Source organism: Vibrio sp. ED002, from assembly GCF_023277445.1.
Lineage (GTDB): Bacteria > Pseudomonadota > Gammaproteobacteria > Enterobacterales > Vibrionaceae > Vibrio > Vibrio jasicida.
In genome coordinates, this window is record NZ_CP080238.1 from 3,472,057 (window position 1) to 3,484,731 (window position 12,675).

Consider the following 12,675-nt stretch of genomic DNA (forward strand, 5'->3'; position numbering starts at 1 on the left):
GAGAGCCATGTGCTCTCTTTTTTTATGTGAAGTGTGCACAGTTTGAGCATGAATCATGGTATATGCTTGTTATTAATAGAAATAGTCGAGGAATGAGTGTTGCAGCAATTAAAAGAGGGAATAAGACGAGTCGTCTGGATTTTATTTGTTGTGTGGTGTGCGTTTGCCGTAGGTATATGGCTTCAGGCGCAACAAACCATGAGAACGATGTCTACCGTGGACGAACTTGGTAGCAAAGTAGATGAAGTAAGAAATATTTTTCATTTCGAACTTCCATATCGTGCTCAACATGTCGATCAAGTTTCTCTTAAGCTCCAATTGGTTTATGCGGTTCGCTTACAACTCGAAAGTGAACAGGGCCAAGGACTGGGTGCTCCAGATTTAACCCAACTTCTTTATTCGACAGACCGTTTTTTAGAGGGTGCGAAGAGCTTTATTGGTAGTGATAGTGAACTCGTCGCGCTCGCAGACCAATTACGCAACAGTCGAGAGTCGGCAAGCAACTCTCAATCACTACAGACGATGTACTTTCGGCTCGGTGCATTAGTGCTAGAAGCGATGTTTAGTGACTCTGCGACGAGTGCAGACACTTATCAAGAATTAGATTTGTTGTTTACAGAATCGAAAACTTTAGCGCTTGAAGAACAGTCCTCTTTCCAACGTCGCCTTGCTCAAACATCCAGCGTGCTTGCTGCTCACGCAAAAGGCAGCCATCTTTCGAGCCAATTGCTCAACCCTGAATTCCCGAACCAGCTGGCTGCGATTAGTGCTTCGCTAGAACAAAAACTGTTGGTTTACCTCTCGCTGTTGATAATGGTAAGTGCTTCCTTACTTGTATGTGTTTGTTGGGCTTTGTCTTCTATAGAGTCAGTTCTAGCCGAAGGAAATCAATCCGATTCAGAAAACATAAATTCGCCAATACAACCACTCTCTCACCAACTTGATAGGGTTGAGCGGGGGAGTGAGCAGACGGAGGTTGAACCAGCAAATTCAACTGAGGTGACGAACGGGCCTGAGAGAAGCGATTCCGAGTCCCACCAACAGTTGTTAAATGAAAGTCCCGAACCTTACATTGATATAGAAAGAATGCTTGATTCTTTGTCCGACGATGAAGAGTCCGTGCGCATGCTGTTAGACGTGTTTATTCAAGATCATACTGATGACGGCAGTAAGCTAAGAAGGTTGTTACTGGAAGATAAAGAACATGCTCAGCGAGTTGCGCACAGCTTGAAAGGGGTATCGGGCAGTATAGGTGCAATGCCTCTACACTATATCTCTGGAGATATCGAATCTTTAATTAAACAAGGCGAGCAAATTTCAGACGATAAATTGAGTCAGTTAGAAGATACGTTAAAGAAAACGACACTTTTTGCCGAAAGAGTTCTCATTAGTGAAAACATTCGAGAAGTGCTAACGGATTGATATTCCTCTGACTTAAAATATAGGGTGCTGAGGTATTAAAGGTGCGTTCACGAACCTGATGCCTTGGTTCGTTCTGTTCCTGTTCTACACATTTTGACCATAGGTAATTTCATGTCCATCCGTCGACTGTCCTCTTTGATGGTAGCTTGCTTGGTTTTGAGTCTTTCAGGGTGTTCCCTGCTAGAGGTGAAAATCGACAGCCAAACTGTACCGCTCACCAAACAAGAACTCAACATGCGTATAATGACGCGTGAATACGCACAACAGTTTTTTGCTCAAGTCGAACAAGCTGCTGATGTGCTCCAAAAAAACTATGAGCCGAGCGACAAAGTAAACCAATCTTATATTCTGCTGTGGAAGATCAATGCTGAAGAAGGTCTTCAAGCGGCGGCTTATCAAGTTTCCCCAATGGCTGCGTTGATTGATACGTGGGTGTTCACTCACCAGATGAACCAGTTTTACAGCGAAGGGACGGGCAAAGATTTGTTTGCGATGGGTGAAGCTAAACAAGTCTCTGCACATCTAGCCAAAGAAGTCGATAAACTCGCTCAGTCTCTTTTGAAAAAAGACGTTTATGAAAACACCAAAGTGTTTGTCGCTGACTTTGTAGAGAAATACCCATTCGCGGATTTAAGCATGATTCGTACACCCGCTTACCGTGCTTGGCTTGAGGCTAACCAAATCAGTGAAGAAGAAGCTGTCACAACATTGGGCACGATGCCAGAAGCCATCGGTGATGTTTCTGACCGCTTAAGTTTGGTATCTGAGCAAACGCCTAAGATCATGACGTGGAAAGCGCAACTATTGGCGTTAAATAGTTCCGCAAGTATCGAGCAAGTAAACGCAGCACTAAATAGCTTGAAGGTGACTTCTGAGTCGTTAAAGGACTTTATCGATAATAACCCTGAGTACATGCGTAACTTAGCCGAGCAAATGGCGGTACAGTTACAGCCTTTGGTTGAAGACATTGACCAGAAAACGGAAGAGCGTTTGTCTCAGTTGAGTGAAGAGCGTCAAGCTCTGGAATTGATGGTGGCAAGAGAGCGCCAAGAAATCGCACAAATTATTACGAATGAGCGTGAGAAGTTTGCACAAGACCTAGACCATGTTTCACAAGAAGTTGTGAATCTAGCGATGGACAAATTGATTCAATTGGTTAAGAGCACAATTATTTACTTCATTCTATTTATTTTGGTTATCTTCTTTGCTCCGTTGGTACTGGGTTATGCATTAGGTAAGCGTTCAGCAGTAAGAGCAGGGGCTAAATCAGCTTGATTACCTGTGCGTAAATACTAAATGACAAACATAAAAAAGGACCGATGATTCGGTCCTTTTTTATTTACGGAAAGTTTCTATCTATGGAAAGCTGATTTAAGCCGTTTGCTGCTCGAGTTCACTTTCTGATTGTTCTTCCGTTGCTGGTGCTGTTGGTTCGCATTTATCAACAAACCAGCCCATGTAAGAAGTAAAGATGGTAACGATAATGCATACGAAGCTCAGCCACATGAACGGCGCGTATGATAATGTTGCCACACCCAAGATGCTTGCCATGTAGATTCCGTTGTCACTCCACGGCACCATACCTGATGTCAGTGTGCCACCGAACTCTGCGTTACGAGATAAGTTTTTGCGTTTGTAGCCAAGGCGGTCGTAGTTCTTCGCACAGATCTTAGGCGTAAGAATCAGTGATACGTACATCGCAGAGCCAAATACGTTACCCATGAAGGCCGTACCAATCGTGCTCGTCGCAAGTGAACCCGCGCTCTGAACACGTCGTTCGAACAGCTTTGCAATAGTCTCAAGCACACCTACTTTGTCGAGCAGGCCACCGAAACCAAGACCAAACACGATTACCGCTACAGAGCCCAACATAGAAGACATGCCGCCACGGTTGAGAATCGAATCAATGAAGTCGACTCCTGAAGAAATCGCAAATGGCGCCCAAGCCGTGTTAAACGCTGTCAGGAAGTCCACATCCTGAATCATCACTGCCCAGATAATACCTAGCAGAGAGCCAAAGCTAATCACAGGGAAAGAAGGCATACGCATCGCAAGTAGAGCCAATACGATGACCACTGGAACAAAGGAATAAGGCGTAATGAAAAATTGTTGCTCCATTGCCTGAATAACAGAATCCACTTGGCTCATGTCCACTTTACCAGCGAAGTGAAAGCCAAATGCGGTAAACATGATACCAGTGATAATGTAGCTGATCAGCGCGATAGGTAGCATACCCTTGATGTGCTCAACGACTTCTACATTCGACATAGAAGAAGCAAGGATCACAGAGTCTGAAAGTGGAGACATCTTGTCACCAAAGTAACAACCCGATAGCACCGCGCCTGCGGTGATTGGGGCTGGAACTCCAAGACCTTGACCAATACCCATCATGGCAATACCGGCTGTACCCGCAGCACCCCAAGAAGTTCCCGTTGCTAGCGCAGTCAAAGAACAGATGATCATGGTAGCAAGCAAGAAGATAGAAGGGTGGATTGCTTTCAAACCGTAATAGATGATGGTCGGAACAATACCGCCTGAGATCCAAGTACCGACTAAGGCTCCTACAGCAAGAAGAATTAGCACGGCACCTAGGCCATTAGAAATGCCATTTAATGCGGCTTTTTCTAGGTCTTTGTATTGATGGCCGAGCCTTAAACCCAACAGTATGATAATGAACCAACCAATGTACAGCGCTAGCTGAATAGGAAGGTCTAATTTGGCAGTAAATGAAAATGCCAAAAGTAGAAACAAACCTAGTGAGATAAATACCTGTATCAGACTAGGTAAGCGTGTTGTAACTTGCTTCATATGTGCCTCTGTCGTTCTTGGAGCAATAGAGGAAGGCCGCTCCCTGTTTTAATCGGCGCCTAACATACATTAACAAAAATTATATTTCGAACATTTGGTGCTTTATCTTGATGTTCGTCGGTAAAAACGTTTGCTTGTGAAATTAATCACCATTAATTATTAATATTAACGGTTTGAAATGTTTTGTGATGTAAAAATTATGTGCTTCAAATGTTGTTTTCTCATTGGGTGGTAGGACCATCGGTGTTGATTTCACACTTTTCTTTCGTCATTTATCCAGTTGAGCGTAAAGAAAAAGGAAGAAAATGGACTTGATTATAAAATTTCGCCGCAAACGTTAAAAAAGTTGCGTTTATTTGCAAATTAGGGCTTGAGATTTTGTGTCGAAAATTGAACTATGGAGAAAGTTTCAGAAATATACATGGAGAGTTAATGCGATGAGAGTAGGTTTAGTTGGTTGGCGTGGCATGGTTGGTTCAGTCCTTATGCAGCGCATGGTCGAAGAGAAAGACTTCGATTTGATCGAGCCAGTTTTCTACAGCACGTCTCAAATAGGTATTCCTGCACCAAACCTAGGTAAAGATGCTGGTCTACTTCAAGATGCGTTCGATATTGAAAGTTTAAAACAGCTTGATGCGGTCGTTACGTGTCAAGGTGGAAGTTACACTGAAAAAGTTTACCCAGCATTACGCCAAGCGGGTTGGAAAGGTTACTGGATTGATGCTGCTTCTACATTACGTATGGCACAAGATTCTATTATTACCCTAGACCCAGTAAACCTTACGCAAATTCAGCAAGGTATTCATGGTGGAACCAATACATTTGTTGGTGGTAACTGCACAGTAAGCCTAATGCTAATGGGTCTTGGTGGCCTATTCGAGAAGGGTTTGGTTGAGTGGACAAGCGCAATGACGTACCAAGCGGCGTCTGGCGCAGGTGCACAAAACATGCGTGAGCTGATTTCTCAGATGGGTGTGATCAACGATTCTGTAAGCTCTGAATTGGCTAATCCAGCAAGCTCTATTCTAGACATTGACAAGAAAGTTGCAGACACAATGCGCAGCTCTTCTTTCCCTTCAGAAAAGTTTGGTGTGCCACTAGCTGGCTCTCTTATCCCTTGGATTGATGTTAAGCGTGATAACGGCCAAAGCAAAGAAGAGTGGAAAGCGGGCGTAGAAGCGAACAAGATTTTGGGCTTCCAAAATGCGCCAGTGCCAATCGATGGTACATGTGTCCGCATTGGTGCGATGCGCTGTCACTCTCAAGCTCTGACAATCAAGCTGAAGCAAAATGTACCAATGGATGAGATCGAAGAGATCATCGCAACGCACAACGATTGGGTGAAAGTCGTTCCTAACGATCGTGACATTACAGCTCAAGAACTTACACCAGCGAAAGTGACAGGTACGTTGTCTATTCCAGTAGGCCGTCTACGCAAGATGGCAATGGGTGATGACTTCCTAAATGCATTTACAGTAGGTGACCAACTATTGTGGGGGGCTGCTGAGCCACTACGCCGCACTCTACGAATCATCCTTGCTGAGAAAGCTTAATTTGTCTCAATGTTGAGATGGTTATTTTGAAAGCGCCCAATTGGGCGCTTTTTTGATATTACAATGACAGTAAGTTGACTTTTGTTGCATACCGTTGCCGCGAAATTAATCCATTGGAGTGCGGTAATGAAACAAAATACAAAAGGTTTTACTCTCATAGAGTTAGTGGTTGTCATCGTCATACTCGGCATTCTAGCCGTCGTTGCCGCACCTAAGTTTTTAAATCTTCAACATGATGCTAGAGCTTCCTCTATTCAAGGTATGGCTGCTTCTGTGCACAATGCAGCGGAAATGGCATATGGGAAAGCAGCCGTTGAAGGAGAAGAAAACTCGCCGTCGTACCATGTAGAAGGTGCGGGTAACGTACACTTTGGCTATCCTGCAGTAGAGAATGATGGTTTGGAAGATTTCCTAGATGCAGATCTGGGTTACAAAGACGGTACAAAAGACTGGGTTTGGGATGCGTACAATACTGGTGGTAGCGTAGCCGACCCAGACTATAAAGTTATTACCCAATCAGAATGGGTTCAAAAGTATGACCGCGAAGCAATCAAAGCGAGTAACTGCTACGTGAAGTACACCGCGGCAATGGAGCCGGGTGACGAATACAACGTGGAAGTGTTTACTGACGGTTGTTAAATCGAGAATAGACTTTTCCATAGGGTTTGTTTATTTCCTGAGAGCCTACAACTATGCAAAAGCCGATGTGAGTTCATCGGCTTTTTTGAGCTTAGAGTTGGAGTTCAGGGTCGTTGGGAACGCTACGCTCCAATACTTGGGAGCACTCTGCTTTAAGAATCGAGAGGATTTTGTTGGAGCGCTAGGCAAGAAAATACGTTCTAAAAGGCGTTGACAGAATTTGTCCCCAGAAAGACAAAATATCGCCGATTCCCGATTCCCGATTCCCGATTCCCGATTCCCGATTCCCGATTCCCGATTCCCGATTCCCGATTCCCGATTCCCGATTCCCGATTCCCGATTCCCGATTCTAATCTTCCTCATCCGCTCTGACGACGCGATTATCAGGATCTGCCAGCTCACTACCACAATGCTTGCAGTGCATCGCATCAGAATCATGACCGGAGCGATTACAGTTGGGGCATTTCACAAGCTCTTTGTGAGCATTCATCTCATTGCTCAGTTCTGCGGTAATAATCCCGGTTGGAACTGCCAATATCGAATAACCAAGCAACATAGTTAATGACGCGATTGCTTTACCGAGATGCGTTTGCGGCACCATGTCGCCATAGCCTACCGTAGTAATCGTCACAATCGCCCAGTAGATGCTTTTTGGGATACTCGTAAAACCGTTGTGTGGGCCTTCAATAACAAAGATCAGCGCACCAAAAATGGTGACCAGAATACCTACAGTACTGAAGAAGATAAGAATCTTGCGTCGCGCCATTAAAAGGGAGCGCAATAAAATATTCGAGTCTTGCAAATAGCGAACTAACTTTAAAATACGGAAGATGCGCATAACACGCAGCAGTCTAACGACCCCCATAAAGGAAGCGCCAGGGAAGATGATAGCTAAGTAGGTTGGCAGTATCGCTAAGAGATCGACGACACCATAAAAGCTGGTGGCGTAGGACTTAGGTTTGGGCGAACAATACAGTCGTAGCAGATACTCAATGGTGAATAAAGCGGTGAAAGTATATTCCACGTAGCGCAACTCTTGCGACCATTCTGTCATTACAGTCGGCAGAGATTCCAGAATAAGAACCACGAGAGATGCGATGATCGCGACGATCAGCGCGATATCAAAGATGCGTCCGGCACGAGTATGAGTACCGAAAATAATCACATATAAATGATGCTTTAGAGACTTGCGAGGCATGATGTTGCACTATCGACGTTAAAATGAAACGGATTGCAACATCATACCAGAAGTTAAGAAACTTAGGCTAAACCAGGAAACAGGTTTCTTAAACCGTTCGCGATAAACTCAATACCAAGCGCGCCGAGGATTAGGCCCATAATACGAGTGATCACGTTGATGCCAGTTTGTCCAAGGAAACGCACAATTAAAGGCGCGGAGCGGAACAGTAACCAAGAGCAGAAACAAAATAAAACGATCGTTAAGCTGATACCAACTGTATCCAGCGCGCTAGGGTAGCGTGCGCCGTAAACGATGGTTGAGCTAATTGCACCTGGACCTGCCATTAACGGCATGGCAAGTGGTACGACACCAATTTGTTCACGGCTTACGTATTCCGTCTTCTCTTGCTTGTTTTGCTTATCTTCACCCAACTTACCACTCATCATCGAGAATGCGATGCTTAGAAGCAGTAAACCGCCAGCTACGCGAAACGAATCGAGCGAAATACTGAACATGTCCAGCAGCAACTGACCAGCAAACAAAGAAATAATCAGAATACTCGCGACAGCAATATTGGCTGTCGTGGCGGTTTTGCTTTTCTCTTCTGGCGTCATATGCCCAGTCAAAGACACAAAAACAGGCATGATGCCTACCGGGTTAACTGCGGCGACCAAACCGAGGAAAAACTGTAGGAAAATAGCTAACTCTAAAGTCTGCATGTTGCTTACTCGTAAACGTTCACAATAGTGAAAAAGAGAGGGGGTAATTTTAGGCGGTAATGTAAGGCAAAAGTGCGTTGGGAAGAAATGAAAAAAACTAACGTATTTGGGCTAGTATTTGTGAGAAAAACTAATTATTGAAAGAAATGTATGCATTCTGGAAACGAATTGTTACGTAGAAGGCTGGTGAGAACCTGAACTGATTTACACAAACGTTAACATTCGCACATTTTTCACAAAAAGAAGGGTGGTTTGTAGAGAGATATGACGCATTCGATATACTCTCAGTAGCACAAAAATTAGGGTCCACATGTAATTTTGTTGGCTAAAAATGAAACTTTTTTACAGATTGTTGTTGTTTCTTTTATTTTTAAGTTCGTTTGCTTCTTTTTTGTGCAATTAAAAGTTAAGCTTAATTTGCTTGTTTATCAATTATTTAGCTGGTTTTGTTGTGGTAAACCACTACTTTGGTGGTATTTCAGTTGTGAGAACTGATCCAAGTCAATTTTTTTCACACTCTGAAATATTATACTCAGCCCTGAAAGCAATTTACTAAGATGGTTGTTAGTTAAAACGCTGATAAACAGTCAAAACGAAAGACAATAGCCTTACTAAAAAGTTTTTAATATTTATTATTTTAGGAGATCCACCATGCCTGTAACTAACTTAGCTGAACTAGATGCTCTAGTAGCACGCGTTAAAGCAGCACAAGAAGAATTCGCAACGTTCTCACAAGAGAAAGTAGACGCAATCTTCCGCGCAGCTTCTCTTGCAGCTAACCATGCTCGTATCCCACTAGCACAACAAGCAGTTGCTGAATCTGGAATGGGTATTGTTGAAGATAAGGTAATCAAAAACCACTTCGCTTCAGAATTTATCTACAACAAATACAAAGATGAAAAAACATGTGGCATCTTGGAAGAAGATGACAACCTAGGCACGATGACTATCGCAGAGCCTGTAGGTATCATCTGTGGTATCGTTCCAACAACGAACCCAACTTCTACAGCAATCTTCAAATCTCTAATCTCTCTAAAAACTCGTAACGGCATTATCTTCTCGCCACACCCACGTGCGAAGAACTCAACTAACGATGCTGCGAAACTAGTTCTAGATGCAGCAGTAGCAGCGGGTGCACCAAAAGACATCATCGGTTGGATCGACCAACCATCTGTAGAGCTTTCTAATGCTCTTATGAAGCACGACGGCATCGCTCTTATCCTTGCAACTGGTGGTCCAGGCATGGTTAAAGCAGCTTACTCTTCTGGTAAGCCAGCAATCGGTGTAGGTGCAGGTAACGTTCCTGTAGTTATCGATGAAACAGCTGACATCAAACGTGCTGTTGCTTCTATCCTTATGTCTAAGACTTTCGATAACGGCGTAGTATGTGCTTCTGAGCAAGCTGCAATCGTAGTTGGTGAAGTATACGACGAAGTGAAAGAGCGCTTCGCTTCTCACAAAGCTCACGTTCTATCTAAAGCTGACGCTGATAAAGTACGTAAAGTACTTCTTATCGACGGCGCACTAAACGCGAAAATCGTAGGTCAACCTGCTCCAGCAATCGCTGAAATGGCTGGTGTTAAAGTTCCTGCTGATACAAAAGTACTTGTAGGTGAAGGCCTAGGTAAAGTTTCTTACGATGATGAATTCGCTCACGAGAAACTATCACCAACTCTTGGTCTATTCCGCGCTGACGACTTCGAAGATGCAGTTGCTCAAGCAGTAACAATGGTTGAAATCGGTGGTATCGGTCACACATCTGGTCTTTACACTAACCAAGACGTTAACGCAGACCGCATCCGTTACTTCGGTGACAAGATGAAGACTGCACGTATCCTTGTAAACATCCCAACTACTCACGGTGGTATCGGTGACCTTTACAACTTCAACGTAGCACCTTCTCTAACTCTAGGTTGTGGTTCATGGGGTGGTAACTCTATCTCTGAAAACGTTGGTCCTAAGCACCTTATCAACAAGAAAACTGTAGCTAAGCGAGCTGAAAACATGTTGTGGCACAAACTACCTAAGTCTATCTACTTCCGTCGTGGTAGCCTTCCAATCGCAATGAGCGACCTAGAAGGTAAGAAACGCGCATTCCTAGTAACTGACCGTTTCCTATTCAACAACGGTTACGCTGACGAAGTAGTTAAACTGCTTAAAGAGCAAGGCATCGAAGTTCAAACATTCTTCGACGTAGAAGCGGATCCAACACTATCTGTTGTTGAGAAAGGCGCAGAAGCAATGAAGAGCTTCCAACCTGACGTAATCCTAGCTCTAGGTGGCGGCTCACCAATGGATGCTGCGAAGATCATGTGGGTAATGTACGAGCACCCAGAAACTCACTTCGAAGAACTAGCAATGCGCTTTATGGACATCCGTAAACGTATCTACAAGTTCCCTAAAATGGGTCAAAAAGCTGAGCTTGTATGTATCACTACAACTTCAGGTACGGGTTCTGAAGTTACTCCATTCGCGGTTGTTACAGACGACAAGACTGGTGCTAAGTACCCACTAGCTGACTACGAAATCACGCCAAACATGGCTATCGTTGATGCTAACCTAGTAATGAACATGCCTAAGTCTCTAACAGCATTCGGTGGTTACGATGCTGTAACTCACGCTCTAGAAGCTTACGTATCTGTTCTTGCTAACGAATACTCTGATGGTCAAGCTCTACAAGCACTTAAGATGCTTAAAGAATACCTACCATCAAGCTATGCAAACGGTGCAAATGACCCAATCGCTCGTGAGAAAGTACACAACGCGGCAACTATCGCTGGTATCGCGTTTGCGAACGCATTCCTAGGTGTTTGTCACTCAATGGCGCACAAGATTGGTGCTGAGTTCCACCTACCACACGGCCTTGCTAACGCGCTACTAATCTCGAACGTTGTACGTTACAACGCGAACGATAACCCAACTAAGCAGACTGCATTCTCTCAGTACGACCGTCCACAAGCACGTCGTCGTTACGCTGAAGTTGCTGACCACCTAGGCCTAAGCCAAGCTGGTGACCGTACTGCTCAGAAAATTGAACGTCTACTAGCATGGCTAGAAGAGCTGAAAGGTGACCTAGACATCCCGCTGTCGATTCAAGCAGCAGGCGTTGCAGAGTCTGATTTCGTTGCGAAACTAGACGAGCTAGCGGTTGAAGCGTTCGATGACCAATGTACTGGTGCGAACCCACGTTACCCTCTAATCACAGAGCTAAAAGAAGTACTAATGGCTTCTTACTACGGTAAAGCATTCGTTGAAGGCGAAACTTTCGAAGGTACAACTGTTATCAAAAAGAAAGCAGACCAAGTAGCGAAAGAAGCAGCACCAAAAGCTAAGAAAGAAAAAGCTAACGCATAAGCAAGATGTTAGTTATGGGATAGGTTTTCGCTAGCACGAAATCTACCATCGGGAAAAAGCAAAGCCCCAGTCGAGAGACTGGGGCTTTTTTTATGCTTTTCAAATTATGAGAAGTTCTGCTCGAAGAGGTGTTTTGGTTAGGAGGTTTACTTAGACTTCGGTCGTTACGACTCGACCGCTAAAGTACTCGTTAGCAACAATATAAGCCGTATTCCTCACTAGCTCGTCTTGAATTTGCGCCCAATGTCGTTCATCTATATCTTCATTCGTATGATTTACTGAAGGGATGACACCACCAACCCGGATGTTGAAAGGGGTCAGTTCTTTTGCCCAGCTGTGCGTAAAACCAGAGACTAATGCCGCCATGCTTTCCACACCCGTGAGATCTTCATGATTATCATGAGAAATGACATTGACGATTACGCCTTTCTTTTCTCTGGAGCGGAAGCGCTCTGCGCTCACTTGACCATAGGTATAAAGAAAGCGAGCCGCAGATGAAAGATGATCGATATAAGTACTCATTGGTTCTGGAGCCATCAAACTTGGCATTGGTGAACTGGTCCAACAATTGACGATGACATCTGGTGTCGCACCAAGCTGAGATTCTATTTGGTCAAACAATAAATTGATGGACGTGGTGTTATCACTGCACACATTAATGGCGTACACCTTATCTGAAAAGGCGCTAATTTGCTCATAACTGGCTCTCAAGGCCGTTGGATTCTGGTCGCAAAGAACAATCGTTGCCCCTAAGTGGGCAAAGTGACTAGAGCATGTTCTGCCGAGGATAGTTCCTGCGGAAGTGACGAGAATGATTGATTCTTTAATATCCATAGCACCTACACTGTCATTTCTTGTGTTAAACAATACATCAGTGGTTTGTGCTAACAGCATGGATGAATTTTTATGAGCTCAGTGTGAAAAGCTTCAAAGTAACGCTTTTGAACCGCAACTATTGTTTGGGAATTTGTAAGGCGTCACATTTCTGACGTGTGCAGAA

The 12,675-nt window shown here is 44.2% G+C and carries 9 protein-coding genes; 5 read left to right on the forward strand and 4 right to left on the reverse strand.

Annotated features, from left to right (window positions below; translation table 11 throughout):
* Positions 1-99: 99 nt before the first annotated feature.
* The gene (locus ITG12_RS16160) at positions 100-1,422 is read left to right on the forward strand and encodes an Hpt domain-containing protein (RefSeq protein WP_248873241.1); all 1,323 of its coding nucleotides are present in this window, start codon (positions 100-102) and stop codon (positions 1,420-1,422) included.
* A 111-nt stretch (positions 1,423-1,533) separates the two neighbouring features.
* The gene (locus ITG12_RS16165; RefSeq protein ID WP_248873242.1) at positions 1,534-2,697 is read left to right on the forward strand and encodes a chemotaxis protein; all 1,164 of its coding nucleotides are present in this window, start codon (positions 1,534-1,536) and stop codon (positions 2,695-2,697) included.
* A 96-nt stretch (positions 2,698-2,793) separates the two neighbouring features.
* Here the strand turns inward: ITG12_RS16165 and nhaC are convergent, their stop codons facing one another.
* Entirely contained in the window at positions 2,794-4,230 is a 1,437-nt protein-coding gene (gene nhaC, locus ITG12_RS16170; protein WP_038869209.1) for a Na+/H+ antiporter NhaC, read from the reverse strand.
* Positions 4,231-4,667: 437 nt separating this feature from the next.
* Between nhaC and asd the strand changes: the two genes are divergently transcribed.
* Together asd and ITG12_RS16180 are read left to right on the forward strand one after the other, a co-directional pair.
* On the forward strand, positions 4,668-5,783 hold the full coding sequence (asd, locus tag ITG12_RS16175) for an aspartate-semialdehyde dehydrogenase (protein ID WP_039974093.1): 1,116 nt from the start codon (positions 4,668-4,670) through the stop codon (positions 5,781-5,783).
* Between the two features lie 126 nt (positions 5,784-5,909).
* The gene (locus tag ITG12_RS16180; RefSeq protein WP_104026991.1) at positions 5,910-6,422 is read left to right on the forward strand and encodes a type II secretion system protein; all 513 of its coding nucleotides are present in this window, start codon (positions 5,910-5,912) and stop codon (positions 6,420-6,422) included.
* A 349-nt stretch (positions 6,423-6,771) separates the two neighbouring features.
* On the opposite strand, the gene ITG12_RS16185 is transcribed toward ITG12_RS16180, so the two are convergent.
* Together ITG12_RS16185 and ITG12_RS16190 are read right to left on the reverse strand one after the other, a co-directional pair.
* Positions 6,772-7,620 (reverse strand): ion transporter, encoded by an 849-nt coding sequence (locus ITG12_RS16185; protein WP_248873243.1) that lies wholly within the window; start codon positions 7,618-7,620, stop codon positions 6,772-6,774.
* A gap of 62 nt (positions 7,621-7,682) precedes the next feature.
* A complete protein-coding gene (locus ITG12_RS16190) occupies positions 7,683-8,321 on the reverse strand; it encodes a YchE family NAAT transporter (protein ID WP_038869216.1) in 639 nt (212 codons plus the stop codon).
* A gap of 651 nt (positions 8,322-8,972) precedes the next feature.
* On the opposite strand from ITG12_RS16190, the gene adhE reads away from it, so the two are divergent.
* On the forward strand, positions 8,973-11,675 hold the full coding sequence (gene adhE / locus ITG12_RS16195; protein ID WP_042606169.1) for a bifunctional acetaldehyde-CoA/alcohol dehydrogenase: 2,703 nt from the start codon (positions 8,973-8,975) through the stop codon (positions 11,673-11,675).
* Positions 11,676-11,825: 150 nt separating this feature from the next.
* Here the strand turns inward: adhE and ITG12_RS16200 are convergent, their stop codons facing one another.
* Positions 11,826-12,569 carry an SDR family oxidoreductase gene (locus tag ITG12_RS16200; protein ID WP_248873244.1) on the reverse strand — a complete coding sequence of 248 codons (744 nt, stop codon included), beginning with the start codon at positions 12,567-12,569 and terminating at the stop codon, positions 11,826-11,828.
* Positions 12,570-12,675: the final 106 nt, after the last annotated feature.